The organism is Enterobacter cloacae complex sp. CDL013 (assembly GCF_049238805.1).
GTDB lineage: Bacteria > Pseudomonadota > Gammaproteobacteria > Enterobacterales > Enterobacteriaceae > Enterobacter > Enterobacter hormaechei_C.
The window spans coordinates 372,208-390,373 of record NZ_JBMKGT010000004.1; the positions used below are offsets into that span (position 1 = coordinate 372,208).

General features: G+C 57.2%; 13 protein-coding genes. 4 read left to right on the forward strand and 9 right to left on the reverse strand.

Annotated elements, in window-relative coordinates; genetic code table 11:
- Positions 1-16: 16 nt before the first annotated feature.
- Positions 17-1,390, reverse strand: a complete 1,374-nt coding sequence (gene mpl / locus ACOTXD_RS10115; protein WP_032608369.1) for a UDP-N-acetylmuramate:L-alanyl-gamma-D-glutamyl-meso-diaminopimelate ligase — start codon at positions 1,388-1,390, stop codon at positions 17-19.
- Positions 1,391-1,569: 179 nt separating this feature from the next.
- On the opposite strand from mpl, the gene fbp reads away from it, so the two are divergent.
- Positions 1,570-2,568 carry a class 1 fructose-bisphosphatase gene (fbp, locus tag ACOTXD_RS10120; protein WP_126501093.1) on the forward strand — a complete coding sequence of 333 codons (999 nt, stop codon included), beginning with the start codon at positions 1,570-1,572 and terminating at the stop codon, positions 2,566-2,568.
- A gap of 40 nt (positions 2,569-2,608) precedes the next feature.
- Here the strand turns inward: fbp and ACOTXD_RS10125 are convergent, their stop codons facing one another.
- From ACOTXD_RS10125 to ytfQ, 5 genes are all read right to left on the reverse strand, one after another.
- On the reverse strand, positions 2,609-4,177 hold the full coding sequence (locus tag ACOTXD_RS10125; protein ID WP_061856196.1) for a methyl-accepting chemotaxis protein: 1,569 nt from the start codon (positions 4,175-4,177) through the stop codon (positions 2,609-2,611).
- Positions 4,178-4,270: 93 nt separating this feature from the next.
- Positions 4,271-5,272: a galactofuranose ABC transporter, permease protein YjfF gene (yjfF, locus tag ACOTXD_RS10130; protein ID WP_023302976.1), complete on the reverse strand. Its 1,002-nt coding sequence runs from the start codon at positions 5,270-5,272 to the stop codon at positions 4,271-4,273.
- The gene (gene ytfT / locus ACOTXD_RS10135) at positions 5,259-6,284 is read right to left on the reverse strand and encodes a galactofuranose ABC transporter, ATP-binding protein YtfT (RefSeq protein ID WP_162270440.1); all 1,026 of its coding nucleotides are present in this window, start codon (positions 6,282-6,284) and stop codon (positions 5,259-5,261) included. Before ytfT ends, yjfF begins: the two co-directional genes overlap by 14 nt.
- A 10-nt stretch (positions 6,285-6,294) precedes the next feature.
- Positions 6,295-7,797, reverse strand: coding sequence for a galactofuranose ABC transporter, ATP-binding protein YtfR (gene ytfR, locus ACOTXD_RS10140; RefSeq protein ID WP_032661303.1), 1,503 nt, complete (start codon positions 7,795-7,797; stop codon positions 6,295-6,297).
- 132 nt (positions 7,798-7,929) lie between these two features.
- Positions 7,930-8,886 carry a galactofuranose ABC transporter substrate-binding protein YtfQ gene (gene ytfQ, locus ACOTXD_RS10145; RefSeq protein ID WP_017383924.1) on the reverse strand — a complete coding sequence of 319 codons (957 nt, stop codon included), beginning with the start codon at positions 8,884-8,886 and terminating at the stop codon, positions 7,930-7,932.
- Positions 8,887-9,195: 309 nt separating this feature from the next.
- Here ytfQ and ppa point away from each other — a divergent pair, with 309 nt between their 5' ends.
- Positions 9,196-9,726, forward strand: coding sequence for an inorganic diphosphatase (ppa, locus tag ACOTXD_RS10150; RefSeq protein WP_006810347.1), 531 nt, complete (start codon positions 9,196-9,198; stop codon positions 9,724-9,726).
- Between the two features lie 117 nt (positions 9,727-9,843).
- Here the strand turns inward: ppa and ACOTXD_RS10155 are convergent, their stop codons facing one another.
- From ACOTXD_RS10155 to tamA, 3 genes are read right to left on the reverse strand one after another with little or no spacing between them, the layout of a single operon-like run.
- Positions 9,844-10,188, reverse strand: coding sequence for a gamma-glutamylcyclotransferase family protein (locus ACOTXD_RS10155; protein ID WP_017383925.1), 345 nt, complete (start codon positions 10,186-10,188; stop codon positions 9,844-9,846).
- Between the two features lie 2 nt (positions 10,189-10,190).
- A complete protein-coding gene (gene tamB, locus ACOTXD_RS10160; protein ID WP_126501092.1) occupies positions 10,191-13,967 on the reverse strand; it encodes an autotransporter assembly complex protein TamB in 3,777 nt (1,258 codons plus the stop codon).
- Positions 13,964-15,697, reverse strand: coding sequence for an autotransporter assembly complex protein TamA (gene tamA / locus ACOTXD_RS10165; RefSeq protein ID WP_421766408.1), 1,734 nt, complete (start codon positions 15,695-15,697; stop codon positions 13,964-13,966). Before tamA ends, tamB begins: the two co-directional genes overlap by 4 nt.
- Before the next feature lie 224 nt (positions 15,698-15,921).
- Between tamA and msrA the strand changes: the two genes are divergently transcribed.
- Entirely contained in the window at positions 15,922-16,563 is a 642-nt protein-coding gene (msrA, locus tag ACOTXD_RS10170; protein ID WP_061856194.1) for a peptide-methionine (S)-S-oxide reductase MsrA, read from the forward strand.
- Positions 16,564-16,774: 211 nt separating this feature from the next.
- Positions 16,775-18,112 (forward strand): hemolysin family protein, encoded by a 1,338-nt coding sequence (locus ACOTXD_RS10175; protein ID WP_022650272.1) that lies wholly within the window; start codon positions 16,775-16,777, stop codon positions 18,110-18,112.
- Positions 18,113-18,166 lie beyond the last annotated feature (54 nt).

An 18,166-nucleotide genomic window follows, 5' to 3' on the forward strand; every position in this document is an offset into this window, starting at 1 on the left:
GCCACCGGGTCTTTTTTTACTCTGCGGCCGCGGCTTTCTTCGCCAGACCGTCCAGCAGCTTCTGATGGATCCCGCCAAACCCGCCGTTGCTCATCACCAGAATGTGATCGCCAGGCTGTGCGGCTTTCACCACCATATCCGCTAAGACATCCACGTCCGCACTCCAGTGCGCCGGCTGAATGCAGGCGTCGGCCACTTCGGCCACCTGCCACGGAATATGCTGCGGTTGCAGCAGGAAGACTTCGTCGGCACGCCCTAAGGACGGCGCGAGATCGTCTTTGCAGATGCCCATTTTCATGGTGTTCGAACGCGGTTCCAGTACGGCCAGAATGCGCGCGGTGCCGCCAACTTTGCCACGCAATGCGGCAAGCGTCGCCAGAATGGCCGTTGGGTGGTGCGCGAAATCGTCATACACCGTCACACCGTGGGCTTCGCCACGCAGCTCCAGACGGCGACGGGCGTTGATAAACGTGCCCAGCGCATTGGCGGCATCCGCAGGCAGTACGCCAACGTGACGCGCCGCGGCGATCGCCATCAGGCCGTTGTGCATGTTGTGCTCGCCCACCAGGCCCCACTTCACCTCGCCCACTTTCTCACCGTCGAGCAGCACTTCCCATTCGGAGGCATCCGCGTTGAGCTTTTTCGCCTGCCAGTGCCCCTGCTCGCCCACCAGCTCCTGCTCGCTCCAGCACCCCATCGCCATAGTCTGCTTCAGGTTGATGTCGTTCTCCGGCAGGATAATGCGGCCCTGACCCGGAACAATGCGCACCAGATGGTGGAACTGTTTCTGAATCGCTTTCAGGTCGTCAAAGATATCCGCGTGATCGAACTCAAGGTTGTTGAGGATCAGCGTGCGTGGGCAGTAATGCACGAACTTGGAGCGCTTGTCGAAGAACGCGCAGTCGTATTCATCCGCTTCAATCACAAAGAACGGGCTGTCGCCCAGACGTGCGGAGACGTCGAAATTGCCCGGCACGCCGCCGATCACAAAGCCCGGCTTGTAGCCGCAGGCTTCGAGGATCCAGGTCGCCATACCGGCGGTGGTGGTTTTGCCATGCGTCCCGGCAACGGCGACAACCCAGCGGTCGCGCAGGACAAAATCATGCAGCCACTGCGGGCCAGACATGTACGGGATATTGCGCTCCAGCACCGCTTCAACGCATGGATTCCCACGGGTCATGGCGTTACCCACGATCACCAGATCCGGCTGCGGCTCCAGCTGGCTGGCGTCGTATCCCTGAATCAGAGAAATTCCCTGCTTCTCGAGCAGCGTGCTCATCGGCGGATACACATTGGCGTCCGAACCTGTCACTTCATGGCCCAGCGAGCGCGCCAGCATTGCCAGTCCGCCCATGAAAGTGCCACAAATCCCCAATATATGAATGCGCATACGTCACTATCCTTCTTCAATGTGGCGCACATTTTACTCACATGTCAGCGGCTGTGAAACGCATTTCAGGTAAATCCGTATTTTGCTGGCGCGATTCACCTCTGCGCTAATATTTGAATGTTTGTTAAGATTGTTGGACATCAACCGCTTTACTCAACATAAGATGCAGGGAAAGTGTTATGAAAACGTTAGGTGAATTTATTGTCGAAAAGCAGCACGAGTTCTCTCATGCTACGGGTGAGCTCACTGCTTTGCTGTCGGCAATAAAGCTGGGCGCTAAGATCATCCACCGCGATATCAACAAGGCCGGTCTGGTCGATATCCTGGGTGCCAGCGGTGCCGAGAACGTTCAGGGTGAGGTTCAGCAGAAACTCGACCTGTTCGCCAATGAAAAACTGAAAGCAGCACTGCGCGCGCGCGACATCGTTGCGGGTATCGCCTCTGAAGAAGAAGATGAGATCGTCGTATTCGAAGGGTGTGAACACGCGAAATACGTTGTTCTGATGGATCCGCTGGACGGCTCCTCCAACATCGACGTTAACGTTTCTGTCGGTACCATTTTCTCCATCTACCGTCGCGTCACGCCGGTTGGCACGCCGGTGACGGAAGAAGACTTCCTGCAACCGGGCAGTAAACAGGTTGCTGCCGGTTATGTGGTGTATGGCTCGTCCACCATGCTGGTGTACACCACCGGTTGCGGCGTACACGCCTTTACCTACGATCCGTCCCTGGGCGTATTCTGCCTGTGCCAGGAGCGTATGCGCTTCCCGGAGAAGGGCAACACCTACTCCATCAACGAAGGCAACTACATCAAATTCCCGAACGGCGTGAAGAAGTACATCAAATTCTGCCAGGAAGAGGATAAAGCCACCCAGCGCCCGTACACCTCACGCTATATCGGCTCGCTGGTGGCGGATTTCCACCGTAACCTGCTGAAGGGCGGTATTTACCTCTACCCAAGCACCGCCAGCCACCCGGACGGAAAACTGCGTCTGCTGTACGAGTGCAACCCAATGGCGTTCCTGGCCGAACAGGCAGGCGGCAAGGCGAGCGACGGTAAAGAGCGTATTCTGGATATCGTGCCAGAAAGCCTGCACCAGCGCCGTTCCTTCTTCGTCGGCAACCGCCATATGGTGAATGACGTTGAACGCATGATCCGCGAATTCCCGGACGCGTAACGCACGAAAAGGGGAGCCCGTCAGGCTCCCCTTTTTTTCGTCATGCCGTTTGCGTCGTCAATTTGAAGGAGGCCATCGCTTCCATCAGCTCGCGAGACTGCTCCTCCAGGGAACGTGTTGCCGCAGATGATTGCTGGACCAGCGCCGCATTTTGCTGCGCCGTTTCATCCATCTGATTGACAGCGATATTCACCTGCTCAATACCGCGGCTTTGCTCCTGAGAGGCCGTCGCAATTTCACGCATCAGTTTGGTCATACGCAGTACTTCGGTGGCGATCTCGTCCATCGTCTCACCGGCCTGCTGCGCCAGCTCGCTGCCCTCGTTCACGTGGGTTTGCGAATCGCTGATAAGCGAGCGGATCTCTTTCGCCGCATCAGCACTGCGGCTGGCGAGATTACGCACCTCACCCGCCACGACCGCAAAACCTCGCCCCTGCTCACCCGCACGCGCCGCTTCAACGGAGGCATTCAGCGCCAGAATATTGGTCTGGAAGGCAATGCCGTCGATGACGCTCAGGATATCGGCGATGCGTGCCGAGCTGCCGGAGATGTCGCGCATCTTCTCAATGACATAGCAGACCATTTCGCTGCCGTGATCGGCGGTATCGGAGACCGACTTCGCCAGCTGGTGCGCCTGCTCGGCGTTATCGGCGTTAAGTTTCACCGTGGCGGTGACCTCTTCCATGCTGGCGGCCGTCTGCTCCAGCGAGGTGGCGGTGGATTCCGTGCGCTGAGCCAGGTTCATATTCCCGGCCGTCAGCTCGCGGCTGCCGGTATCAATCTGCGAGCTGGCGTCACGCACCCGCAGAACGGAGTCCATCAGCGACTGGCGCATCCCTTCGATCGCCGCGTTAAGGCGATTAAATTCCTGGCTCGCCGGCGCGTTCAGGGTATGGGTTAAATCCCCGGCCGCCACATGTTCCAGCTGGGCAATCGAGGCTGAAAGCGGCTCGAGCAGCATATGGCGCAGAACCAGCCAGGCCAGCACGATAATGCCAGCCGTCAGCAGCGCCGCGACGATAATCAGGATCAGCACGCGGGTTTTACTCGCCTGCACGGCGCTCACCTCCGCTTTGCCGCGCGCCTCGCTCCATGCCTGGAACGCCTGCATATCGTTATCAAACTGCTTCGCCACCGGGACCAGCTTGTTTTCCAGCAGATCGTAATAGCTGTCCGCGCTTTGCTCGTTCAGGGCTTTCAGCATCGGGCTGATACCCTGCTGGTTGTACACCGCCAGGCTCGCGGCGACGTTATCCAGCAGCTTTTGCCCCTGCTCATCCGCCACGCCGCTGCCGATCACGTCCTTCAGCGTTTTCTGTGCCAGCGCCACTTCCTGGTTAATGGTTTTGACCGCCCTGGCCGCATCGTCCAGCAGGCCGACCTCCATCATGCGAACGGCCTGCCCCGCTTCGTTACGCGCGCGCAGGATCAGCGTATAGCCGGCATTCAGCTGCACCATCTGTTCACCCTGAAGATGATTGATGCGCTGGAGAGAAGCGGAACTTTGTGTAAGGGCATAAATGCCGATGCCGCTGACAATCAGCAGCAGAAGGGTCATAACGGCCAGTAAAGAGAGCAAGCCGGTACGAATCGATAGCGTTTTAAGCATGATGTTATTTCCGGTAGCGAGATATTTCTGGGCATAAAAAAAGAGTATCGGCCGCTACCGGAAAATGTTTAGAGTTTAAGCAATTTCAGCATGTTATCGCCCTGTTACAGAGGTATTCACCCGGGTAACAGGCGAGCTCTGGCGGTTCTCCCACAGCACCGTCAGGCCGCGCTGGAGCGCGATAAAAATAAATAGCAGAATGCCGATGGCGATTTTGGTCCACCAGGAGCTGAGCGTGCCGTCGAAGTTGATATAGGTCTGAATCAGCCCCTGGATCGCCACGCCAAACAGCGTGCCGAGGACTGTCCCCACTCCGCCGCTGAGCAGCGTACCGCCAATCACTACCGAGGCAATGGCGTCCAGCTCAACGCCCACCCCCGCCAGGGCATAGCCTGCCTGGGTATAAACTGAGAATACAATCCCCGCGAGGGTGGCCAGCCCGGTCGAAAGCATGTAGATGCGGATAGTCGTGCTGCGCGTGGAAATTCCCATCAGGTTCGCGGACGTGGCGCTGCCGCCAATGGCATAAACCTGGTTACCAAACCGGGTACGGTGGGCGAGGAAGATCCCGATCACCACCACGCCCAGCATCAGCAGCCCCATTGCGCTCAGGCGCCCCCCGCCGGGGATTTTCCACGCCAGGCTGGAGAGCGTGTCGTAGATCGGGTGGTTAATGGGAATTGACTCCTCCGACACCAGATAGCTCACGCCGCGCAGGAAGAACATCCCGGCGAGGGTGATAATAAAGGCCGGGATTTTCAGCGCATCGATCAAAAGCCCCATAAAGGCGCCGAACGCGCAGCCCATGACCAGCACCAGCGGAAAAGCCAGCAGCGGCGAAATGCCCCAAAAGCCAATCGCCTTGGCAAGGAACACGCCAGTAAAGGCGATCACCGACCCAACGGAGAGATCGATCCCGCCGGAGAGGATCACAAACGTCATGCCGACGGCGATAATGCCTAAAAAGGCATTGTCGGTCAGGATGTTGCAAATCACCCGCGTGGAGGCGAAGCCCGGGAACTGGGTCAGGCAGTAAAGGTATCCCAGCACGAACACGCCCAGCGTGATCATTAACGGCAAATTACGTTTTATCATGACCGCGGAACCTCTTAATGAGAGTGATAAAGCGCGGCGACTGCACGATAAGCACGATAAGCACCACGACCGCTTTGACGACCTGATTCAGCTCCGGCTGGAACCCGGAGAGCAAAATACCGGTATTCATACCCTGAATAATCAACGCCCCCACCACCGAGAGCAGCAGATTAAAACGTCCGCCCATCAGCGATCCACCGCCGATAACCACCGCAAGGATTGCATCCAGCTCGAGCCAGAGTCCGGCGTTATTGGCATCCGCTCCGCGAATATCGGCGGCCACGATCACCCCGGCAATCGCAGCACAGACGCCACTCAGCACGTAAGTCAGCATCACCATCAGCCGCGTATTTACCCCGGCGTTTTTCGCGGCCCGAATGTTAATCCCCACCGCTTCGATGAACATCCCGAGCGCCGTTTTGCGGGTGAAAAGCCAGAACACCACCAGCGTCACCAACGCGACGATCACCGGCGTCGGGAAGAACAGAAAATTACCGCTGCCGATCCACGCCAGGCTCGGGGAGTTAAAGGTGACGATTTGACCGGAGGTAATAAGCTGCGCCACACCGCGCCCGGCCACCATCAAAATCAACGTCGCGACAAACGGCTGGATCTTGAGCACCGCGACCAGAATGCCGTTCCATAGCCCGGCTAGCACGCCGGAGCCCAGCGCGGCCAGCAGAACCACCGGCAGGCTGTGCCCGGCGACGGTCATCGAGGCGGCGGTGGCGCCCGCAATCGCCATTACCGCACCGACGGAGAGGTCGATCCCGCCGGTGGCAATGACCAGCGTCATACCAATCGCCAGCAGCGCCACGGGCGCGGCACGGTTTAAGATGTCGATCGGGCTACCAAACAGGCGGCCATCCTGCACGACGATCTGGAAAAAATGCGGAGCCACCAGGCTATCCACCAGCAGCACCAGCAGCAGCGCCACGATTTGCGGCGTGCCGGTCGGCCAGGTGAAGCGGCGCTTCGCTTCGCCAGTTTGCGAAAGAGAACGGGACATCACATTTGACTCCTTACGCCGCGATGGCATTCATGATCGCCGGAACCGACAGTTTATCCAGCGGAATCTCTGCCACCTGCCTGCGATCGCGCATGATGATGACGCGATCGGCATAGCCAACCAGCTCCTCCAGCTCGGACGAGATCACCAGCAGCGCCAGACCGTCGGCGCAGAGCGTTTCGATAAGCCGGATGATTTCGGCGTGCGCGCCCACGTCGATACCGCGCGTGGGCTCGTCGAGGATCAGGAATTGCGGTTTGGTCAGCAGCCAGCGCGAGAGGAGAACCTTCTGCTGGTTACCGCCCGAGAGGAACTCGATGGGCTGTTCCGCGCTCGGGGTACGTATACCGAGCTGGCGGATGAAGCGCTCGGCAATCGCGTTCTGCTCGCGCTTAGGGATCGGACGCAGCCAGCCGCGCTGGGCCTGTAGCGCCAGAATGATGTTTTCCCGCACCGAGGCGGCGGCAATAATACCGTCCGTTTTCCTGTCCTCCGGGCAGAAGCCCACGCCGAGGCACGACGCCTGATGCGGTGAACGTAGCGTTTGTGGTTTGCCTTTGATCAGCGCCGTTCCGCTGTCGGCAGGTTTGATCCCGAAGATGACTTCGGCGGTTTCGGTGCGCCCGGAGCCTAACAGACCCGCCAGTCCCACAATTTCACCGGGGCGTACCTCGAGGTTAAACGGCGCGATGGTCCCTTTTCTGCCGTAATCGTGAAACGCGGCGATCGGTTTTTCGCTCAGCAGCGTACGGCCCGCGCGCTGAAGCGCGTTGGTCTCCAGCTCGCGGCCCAGCATCATTTTGACCAATTCTATCTGCGGCAGCTCGCGGGTTTCCCGGCAGCCGACAAAGCTGCCGTTGCGCAGCACCGTAATACGGTCGCTCACCTCGTAAACCTGATCGAGGAAATGCGTCACGAAAATCAGGCTAACGCCCTGATTACGCAGCTGGCGCATCAGGGTAAAAAGCATCTCCACTTCCTGGGTATCGAGGCTGGCGGTGGGTTCATCGAGGATCAGCACTTTCGCCGAGAGATCGATAGCGCGACAGATCGCCACGATCTGCTGCATCGCCACAGAAAAACGGTTCAGCGGTTCGCGCACGTCGAGAGAGAAGCCATACGATTCCATCAGCTTCGCGGCGCGCGCTTCCATCTCTTTGCGGCGCAGCATGCCAAAACGTCTGGGCTCGCGGCCAATAAACAGGTTATCCGCTACCGACATGTTTGGCAGCAGGTTTACTTCCTGGTAGACCGTGCCGATCCCCAGTTGCTGCGCATGCGCGGTGTTTTTGGGCGAAATGGCGTTACCTTCCAGCCAGATAGCGCCGCGATCGGCGTGATAGACCCCGGTCAGGGTTTTAATCAGCGTCGACTTCCCCGCCCCGTTTTCGCCGAGCAACGCCATGATCTCCCCCCGCCGCAGGCTGAAATCAACGTTATCCAGCGCCTTAACGCCAGGGAAAAATTTACTCAGGCCCTCTGTGCGAAGGATTTCCTGGTGTTGTTCGGTGGTCATGGTTTTCCCCTCACCCTGACCCTCTCCCCGGAGGGGAGAGGGGACTATGTCGTGCCCATCTTTAATTTTCTGCCCAACCCGCCCTTTTCCCTCTCCCCTCCGGGAAGAGGGCTAGGGTGAGGGGGCGAGGGCTTAGTAGCCCATATTTTTCTTCTTCTCTAACTCTTCTTTCGCCGTGTCCGGCAGGTAGAGCGTGGATTTGGTGATGGTCAACTTCTCAGGCTGGGTGCCGTCTTTCTTGAATTTCTCCAGCGCATCGAATGCCGGGCCCGCCATATTTGGCGTCAGCTCCACGCTGGCGTTCGCTTCGCCGTCAATCATTGCTTTGTAGATGTCCGGTACGCCGTCGATCGAGCCGGTGAGGATATCTTTGCCCGGCTTCAGGCCCGCTTCTTTGATGGCCTGGATGGCGCCGATCACCATGTCGTCGTTGTGGGCGTAAACCATGCAAATATTTTTGCCGTTATTTTCTGCCTTGATGAAGCTTTCCATGACCTCTTTACCCTTGCTGCGGGTGAAGTCGCCGGACTGAGAACGGATGATTTTGATGTTTGGTGCTTTGGCGATGGCCTCCGCGAAACCTTTCTTACGGTCGATAGCCACGCTCGCTCCGACGGTGCCCTGCAACTCAACCACGTTACACGGCTTGCCATCCACCTGCTTCACCAGCCAGTCACCAATCAGTTTGCCTTCCAGCACGTTATCGGCGGTGACGGTGGTCATATAGAGAGATTTGTCTTTTACGTCGATGGAACGGTCGAGCAGGAAGACCGGAATTTCAGCATCTTTGGCTTCCTTCAGCACCGGCTCCCAGCCCGTAGCGACAACCGGGGCAATAAAGATGGCATCCACGCCCTGAGCGATAAACGAGCGCACCGCTTTAATCTGGTTCTCTTGCTTTTGCTGACCATCGGCGATTTTCAGCGTAATACCGCGCTTTTCGGCCTCACTTTTCGCCACATTCGTTTCAGCGGCGCGCCAGCCGGATTCAGATCCGACTTGCGAAAATCCCACGGTTAAAGGTGCGGCCATCGCCATAGACGACATGGCTGCCGAAACTGCTGTAACAAGAAGTAAGCGCTTCCACATATGAACGTCCTCGTAGGGTAGGTTATTGTTGGTTAAAAGATGTTCCGCGGATGAACTATAGCCAATGGAATATGTTACGGATTGCGTTACATCACACTTCAGAAAAGTGAATAAAACGTTAATCACAAGTTTGTAATCGCTTTCATTTCAACATTTAAAATGCGGCTGAGTTTATGGATTATCCTGTCATGGAAACGGTCTGAAAAGTGAAGGCGCGAGGGAGAGAAGTCGAAAACAGGCGGAGACTTTCAGCGCCAGTTGGCTATAATACCTGCCACTTGTTTACCATCCATTTTAAAGGACACCGACATGAGCTTACTCAACGTCCCTGCGGGTAAAGAACTGCCAGAAGACATCTACGTTGTGATCGAAATCCCGGCCAACGCAGATCCAATCAAATACGAAATCGACAAAGACACCGGTGCGCTGTTCGTTGACCGTTTCATGTCTACCGCCATGTTCTATCCGTGCAACTACGGCTACATCAACCACACTCTGTCTCTGGACGGTGACCCGGTTGACGTACTGGTCCCGACGCCATACCCATTGCAGCCAGGCTCCGTCATTCGCTGCCGTCCTGTTGGCGTGCTGAAAATGACTGACGAAGCGGGTGAAGATGCGAAACTGGTTGCCGTACCGCACACCAAGCTGAGCAAAGAGTACGATCACATTAAAGATGTGAACGACCTGCCAGAGCTGCTGAAAGCGCAGATCGCCCACTTCTTCGAGCACTACAAAGATCTCGAAAAAGGCAAATGGGTTAAAGTTGAAGGCTGGGATAACGCAGAAGCGGCGAAAGCAGAAATCATCGCCTCTTTCGAGCGTGCTGCTAAGAAGTAATTCTTACTGCTGATACTAAGCCCCGCGCGTCGGGGCTTTTTTGTGCCTTTCGATCCCGGTAACCCGTGCGAATGGGCGCAAAAAAACAACGCCACCTTACGGTGGCGTTGTCGTTTTTCAGAACTGGTCTCTGTCTAACCAGTTACCGCTTTCAATCAGCGTTAACCCGTCGACCGAACGTTGGTACACGTACATCCATGCACTGCCGTAAGGTGTCTGGATCAACTGGCGAGCGTATTCACCGCCCCTGGTGCGCAAGGCATCAAGTTCGGCCAGCGTGGCATTATCAATACGATAAACCTCACCCTGTACCGTTCCGTTCCCCGGAACTGCGCCTGGATAGTGGCCCAGACTGTACAACTGGTAGTTTTCGATTGTGTAATTTCCCAGCAACTGGGCGTTGGTCATCCAGTGGCTGTTGCCTTGCCTGGTTCGTAAACTGCCGTAAACAAATATTCGCATTGCTAAAACTCAAACTGATAGAGCAGATCAAGTGCCTGGTCTACGCCGGACACTGCTTCCAGATATAGCTTAGGCATCAGGCGATAACGTAACGTGAGTGTAGCCAGTGAGTCAAAGATCCCCACGCCATATTTTACCTGTAGACCCGGCAGTACATAGCCGCTGACCACTACCTGCGAAGAGTCACCCACGCCCTGAGTGTCCAGCGCCAGATTGCTTACGCCAAACGTCTCGCCGATTTTACCCACAACCTGACCACTTTGTGCAACCCCCAGACCGACTAATATTGATGTCATTGCCGCACCATCGCCCTGTTGGCTATCCAGACCCTGGCCGCGCAGCAGGTAAGAGAGCGCTTCCTGTTGCGACATGGCCGGGTCAGAGAAGATCTCTGCCTTAGGTTCATCGGCGGAGCCCGTCACGCGCACGCCCGCAATCACATCATCTTCGGTGGCTTCCGGGTTACGTATCGCTTCGATATTGAGTACCGGCTGATCCGGTGGACCGGAGAACAGCAGCTCGCCTTTACGCACAATCAAATCCTGACCGTAGGCATGGAAGCGCCCTTCAGGAATATTGATTTGTCCATTGAGGCCAAGCCCCTGTTGATCCTGCGCCACTTTCAGGTCACCCGTGAGTCTCGCCTTCAGCCCAAACGCGTCCAAACGCACGTTATTCCCCACGTGCACGATAAGATTACTATTGATCGGTATGCCAGCGCTCTTCTGTTCAACAGGTTTCAGATTTTCATTGAGCATAACTTCATCACTGGAGACGCCAACCGCGCTTTCCGGCACTTCGTGAACCACGATGCGCGCCCACGGTACGTCAACACGGCCGTCCAGGGTGAAGAGACTCGGCGTTGCCTCAAAGACCACGTCTGGCGACACGTCCAGGCGCACCATCGGCGGTACCGTGATACGCACCCTGCTGCCCTTGGCCGCAATACGGGCGCGCCAGTTGTCGAGCTGGCTCCAGTCTGCGTCACCGCTCAGGTTGATTTGTCCCTGCTGCGTCAGCACTGAGCCACTGAGGGTTGAGCTTTGGCCGTTAAAGTTCATCGTCAGCTGGCTTGGCTGCATATCGAACGGCATAAAGTTACCGTCAATGTCCACGCCGTTTAACCGCATCTGGCCAAACAGCTGCGGGCTTTGCGCATCCCCCGCCAGACGCAGGTTGGCGCTGAGCATCCCCGCCGCCTTTTCTCCCCGCGAGAAGATCGGATTCACCATCGCCAGGTTGAAGTTGCGAATATTGACGTTGCCGCCGAGATTGCGCCGCCCTTGCGGATCGGTAATTTGCACCTGTCCATCAAACTGACCGTTGTTGGTCAGGCGGATCAGCCATCCCAGTTCCGCACGATTGTTACGCAGGTCAGCGTTCACATTCAGGGTGTCGAACGCTACCGGCAGCGGCGCGTCATTGACCTCCTGCGTCACCTTCACGTTACGCCCGGAGAGCGTAACGCTGCCCTGCGGCAGCCCCTCTTTGGTGGTGTCCCACGCGACGTCCGCTTTACCGCTGAAGACCCCGCTGGCCTGGGTGGTTTCCGGCATAAACGGTTTCAGCATCGCCAGGTCGAAACGGTTGAGGTTGATCTGCGCGCGTCCTTCCGCGCCCGCATCAATGGTCTGCGGCACGCACAGCTCAGCATTCGGGTTGGTCCAGCAGTGTGGCCCAATGCTTAACTTTTGCTCCGCATTGCGGTAGTCCAGCGCGATGGATCGGGACAGCACCAGCGGGCCGACCGGCGTGCTGAAGCGGGTGTTATCCAGTACGCCCTTCCAGCGCGTTGCCTGGCGATCAAAACTGCCCGTCAGGTGCAGCTGCCCGGAGACCGGCTCGCCCTGCACGCGCAGCTGGAGATCGTGCTGCTTTTCGTTACCTTTTGCCGCCAGCGTGACCAGACTGATGTTCACGTCCGGCTGGGAGATACGCTCCACGCGCAGGTCCAGGTTTCCGCCGATCTGATCGGTGGATTTCACGTCCCCTTCGACGCGCACGCGGGCAATGGAAAGTTCCTGCCAGCGCAGGTTATTAGCAGTGATGTCCGCCAGCAGCTGCGGCGCCTCCACCGTACCGCGAACCTTCACTAACCCCTTCGCCGTGCCGCCAAGACCCGGCAGGGCGTTATCGAGATTTGGCGCGTCGATGGTGGCATCCAGATCGAGATCTTTCACCCCCAGCTCGCCTTTGATATCTGCCGTGTTGCGGCCCAGCGCCACGTGCAGGCCCGGGATCACCCACTGGAGATAGCTGTTGCCCTTAAGCGAGCCCTCTACGTTGACTTTGTTCTGCTTCACGTTGCCGGTGAGCTTGAGTTCCGGCACGTCCATCTGCCAGGTGCCACCGTACAGGCTACCGCGGGTTTTGATCAGGCCATCCAGTTTTGACGGCCAGTCCGGGACCTCTTTAGCGGTGTTGATCCCGGTCAGCTTCAGCTCGCCGCGCCAGCTGATCGCCTGCTGCCAGTCGAGCAGCGCGGTCAGCTCGGTTTTTCCTTCCAGCGCCGCCACGGTCAGCTTGTCGAGGTTAACCTGCAACTCGTTACCCTTCGCATCCAGGGTGATATCGGCGGGCGGTACCCCCTGCCCCTTCACTGCCGTGCGGAACGACAGCGTGTAGTCGGTCATTTTGCCACTCAGCTTCAGCTTCAGATCGTCAGCCTGGAACTGTTTTTCGCCGGTGAACGGCCAGTAAAGCTGCTTGCTGACAACCTCAAGGTTGAGCGGTAAACCGGCCTCTGCCAGCTGGGTTTGCCCGCGCAGCACCATATCCACCGGTCCGGAAAGGTTCACGCCGAACTCCAGCTTCTCACGCAGCGCGCCGCCGACCTTCACCTTCACCTTTTCGCCCTTCAGCGGATCGATGTTCAGGGCGCTGTTCAGCGTAATATCCACCGGCCAGTTGTCGCGCAGCAGCGCATTGCCTGAGGCGTTCACCGAGCCCTGACTGGAGTCGATATCCAGCGCGTCGAGCTTCATGTTGCCGTCGATACTGCTGACTTTAAGCAGCATGTTGTAGACCGTCAGATCGGTATCACCCGTCAGACGCAGCTGCTCGCCCTTAAACTCTTCGATATTGAGGTTCAGCGGCAGATGCACGTCGGTCATCTCCGGCAGAACCGGTTTCGAGAAGAGATCTTTCAGCGTTTCGCCCAGCGGTTTTTCTTCCGGCTGCGGGTTCTGGATCTTCGGCTCGACGATCTCTTCCTGCGCCACGTCGGCCACCTTCGGCAGCGCAATCAGCAGCCCTTGCAGGGAGGTTGGGGTCAGGGTGAGGTTTTTCTCCTGCCAGCGCAGACCGGAGGTGAAATCCATCACGGATACCGTCGTATCGTCGATTTTGATATTGACGTTATCCAGCGCAACCCGGTAGAGCGCAATCGGGTACGGCGTGGAGAGATTCAGCGGGCCGCTGTCCTCTTCTTCGACAGGCTCAGACTTCGGCATTTTTTTGGAATCTATCGCCACGTTAACGTCTTTTAGCGACAGATCGTTTACGCACAGCTGGCTGTCACGCAGGCAGCCGAGCTTGACCGCCAGATGAAACTCGCCCGCGTTCACCGCCACGCCGGGCTGTTCGTAACGGATATTTTTCAGGCGCAGATCGCGCCAGCCGCCCGTCACCTGGCCGATTTCCAGCCCCGGCACCCAGCGGTTCGCGGCGTTAAACAGCAGATGCAGGCCCGTGGTGGTGCCCACCAGAAACGCCACCGTACCGAGCAGTAATACGATAAAAATCAGCACCCCGAGGCTTATCTTCTTCCATAAACTCATAATTCAGGCCCCAGACCGATGTAAAACTGTAAACCGTGTTCGTCTTTGTCGCCCACCGGAACGGCGAAATCGAGCTTGATGGGCCCGACCGATGACTGCCAGCGCACGCCTACGCCCGCGCCGGTTTTGAAATCGCTGCGGCGGATATCGTTCACCGCTTCACCGCCGTCAACGAACATCGCCCCCCACCACTTGCCGCTGACGTTGTACTGGTACTCCAGCGAGCCGGTCGCCAGTTTTGACGCCCCGGTCAACTGGCCTTTGTCGTTTTCAGGTGAGATCGATTTGTACTTATACCCGCGAATGCTGCGGTCGCCCCCGGCGAAGAAGCGCAGATCCGGCGGGACGCGTTCGAAATCACCGGTTTCGATCCAGCCGAGATTACCGCGCATCACAAAGCGGTGTTTGTCGTACAGCGTGCGGATCCAGACGTTTTGCGCCTGAAAGACGGAGAAGTCTACGTCGGAGCCCCACGCAGTGTTGGAGTAATCGATGGAGTAGCGCTGAGAGTCGCCCCAGGTCGGCATCAGGCCACCGCGCGAGCGGGTACGGCTGATCATCACGCCCGGATAAAGCAGCATGGTGGTGTTGGTAACGTTTGCCTGGGTAAAGTGGTCGAGGCTCCAGCGCAGGTTAATGGCGCGCTGCCAGCCGCTGGAGAGATCCCAGAAGCGTGATACCGCAAGCGTCGTCGAGTCCTGCTCGGTATCGTTCAAATCGGTACGTTTAAAGCCGCCCTGCACGAGGTAGTATTGCTCAAGCGGATTTTTCAGCAGCGGCATTTTATAGCTGAAGTCCAGCTGCTGTTCAGGCGCAGACAGGCTGACGCTGGTGGTCAGGCTGTGGCCGTAGGAGTTCATCCACGGTTTTTTCCACGAGGCTTTCACGCGCGGGCCGACGTCCGTGGAGTAGCCGACGCCGGTCTCAATGGTGTTCTCGGTGCGCGGAGAGACCACGCCATGCAGCGGTAACACTTTCGTTTTACGGGATTTATCAAATTCCGGCGCCACCACCACGGAGTTAAACCAGCCCGTCGCGGACAAACGACGGTTCAGCTCGCCCAGGTCGCTGGACTGGTAGTAGTCGCCCTTTTTAAACGGCACCAGATTTTGCAGATACTCGTCACGGATTTGCGATCCTTCGAAGGTCACATCGCCAAACCGGTAGCGCTCGCCGCTGTCGTAATCGATATCCCAGAATGCCTGACGTCGCTCAAGCGCAACGCCCAGCTGGCTTTTGTTGAACTGGCTGTCAAAGTAGCCTTTGCGCAGCGAAACGCTGGTTAAGGATTTTTTAAAGCGATCGTAATCCCCGTGATTGAGCACGGTGCCCACTTTCGGACGGGTGCTGAGCAGATCCAGGTAGTCACGATCGGTGCGCGCACCGCCGCGCAGCACCACGTTCGTGCCGCCAATCAGGACGGGTTCGCCCGGCGAGACGCGGGCAATCAACACCTGGCGTCCTTTCGCCGGCGGCGGGCGTAAATCGAAATCGATGGTGGGTTCGTAGTACCCCAACGCCTTTAAGCCTTCGCGAATGGCGTCATCCACGCGCGCGCGAAAACGCCGATCCGGCGTGACCTCATCGCTCTGGATAGTAGAAAGCTGCGCACGCACGTTTTTTTCCAGCGCCCCGGATAACCCCTCAACCTGCAAACGGACATTCGCCGCGCTGGCAATCCCGCTGGTCAGCAGTAAGCTGACTAAACATAACTGGCGGATCTTTGTCACGTTTTCTCCTGAATATCCCTGTTTCCACCCTGGAAGCAAATGCAGTGCCGCTCCGCGGCAAAATACGGCCTGAAAGCCAAAAACCCAAATTACGGGTTGAAAAAGGGTGTAACACCCAAATATTTCTTATGATTAAATCTAGACTCATTCATCGCATTTATTGTGTTCAATTAAACGCTTCGTGACAACCTTAACCGAAACAACGCTACCCCGGAGGCCCCACCGTGAGTTTATTTGATAAAAAGCATCTGGTATCACAAGCCGATGCGTTACCGGGACGCAACACCCCTATGCCAGTGGCGACATTACACGCCGTAAACAACCATTCAATGACAAACGTTCCTGATGGAATGGAGATCGCCCTGTTTGCCATGGGCTGCTTCTGGGGCGTAGAACGCCTGTTCTGGCAGCTGCCGGGCGTGTACAGCACCGCTGCGGGCTACACCGGAGGATATACGCCTAACCCAACCTACCGCGAAGTCTGTTCCGGTGAGACCGGTCATGCTGAAGCGGTGCGTGTGGTGTATGACCCGAGCGTCATTAGCTATGAACAACTGCTCCAGGTGTTCTGGGAAAACCATGACCCGGCGCAGGGCATGCGTCAGGGTAACGATCATGGCACCCAATACCGTTCGGCCATCTACCCGCTCACCCCAGAGCAGGAAACCGCCGCCCACGCCAGCCTGACGCGTTTCCAGGAAGCGATGCAGGCGGCCGGTGATAAACGTCAGGTCACGACGGAAATCGCTACCGCGAAACCGTTCTACTATGCCGAAGACGACCACCAGCAGTACCTGCATAAAAATCCGTACGGCTACTGCGGCATTGGCGGCATCGGCGTCTGTCTGCCTCCACAACAGGACTGATTACGGCTTCAGCGCCACGCGAGCCGCGTGGCGCACAGCCTCTCCCTCCGGCCACTTTTTGCCGAAAACGTGACCTCTGGCAGGTTTACACGTCTTTACGCTATACTACCGCTGAAATAATCGGCTCAACGCTACGAGCTGACTTCAATGTGTCTTCACACGAATGGTATCAACTCCCCTTCTGAGGATCTGGCGAGAAGCCGGATAAACTATGTTAAACAGTATTTTAGTAATACTTTGTCTTATTGCCGTCAGTGCATTTTTCTCGATATCGGAGATCTCGCTGGCTGCCTCCCGTAAAATCAAACTGAAGCTGCTTGCCGACGAGGGCAACATCAACGCATCACGCATTCTGAAAATGCAGGAAAACCCCGGCATGTTCTTTACCGTGGTGCAGATTGGCCTGAACGCGGTCGCCATTCTTGGCGGTATCGTGGGTGATGCAGCGTTTTCTCCGGCGTTTTATGGCCTCTTTGTTAAGTACATGTCCGTAGAGCTGGCCGAGCAGTTGAGCTTCATCCTCTCCTTCTCCCTGGTGACCGGCTTGTTCATTTTATTCGCGGACCTGACCCCGAAACGCATCGGTATGATTGCGCCAGAAGCTGTGGCTTTGCGTATCATCAACCCGATGCGCTTCTGCCTTTATGTCTTCCGTCCGCTGGTGTGGTTCTTTAACGGCCTGGCGAACGTCATTTTCCGCATCTTCAAGCTGCCGATGGTGCGTAAAGACGACATCACCTCCGATGATATTTATGCCGTGGTGGAAGCCGGGGCGCTGGCAGGCGTGCTGCGCAAGCAGGAGCACGAGCTGATTGAGAACGTTTTCGAACTGGAATCCCGTACCGTGCCGTCCTCCATGACCGGCCGTGAAAACATCATCTGGTTCGATCTGCATGAAGACGAGCAGAGCCTGAAGACCAAAGTGGCGCAGCATCCACATTCCAAGTTCCTGGTCTGTAACGAAGATATCGACCATATCATCGGCTATGTGGACTCCAAAGACCTGCTGAACCGCGTGCTGGCAAACCAGAGCCTGGCGCTGAACAGCGGCGTGCAGATCCGCAACACCCTGATTGTGCCGGACACCCTGACGCTCTCCGAAGCGCTGGAAAGTTTCAAAACCGCCGGGGAAGACTTCGCGGTGATCATGAACGAATACGCGCTGGTGGTGGGCATTATCACCCTCAACGACGTTATGACGACCCTGATGGGCGACCTGGTCGGCCAGGGGCTGGAAGAGCAGATTGTTCAGCGTGACGAAAATTCATGGCTCATCGATGGCGGTACGCCGATTGAAGACGTCATGCGCGTGCTCGACATCGACGAGTTCCCGCAGTCCGGAAACTACGAGACCATCGGCGGCTTTATGATGTTTATGCTGCGTAAAATCCCGAAACGTACCGACTCGGTGAAGTTCTCCGGCTTCAAGTTTGAAGTGGTGGATATCGATAACTACCGCATCGATCAGCTGCTGGTAACGCGTATTGATAGCAAACCGACCGTGCTGGTGCCGAAACTGCCGGATGCGGAAGAGAAGGTGTCGGCGTAATCCTTTGTATGCCCCACAAACATCAACGGCTCCCGTCGGGAGCCGTCTTTTTAA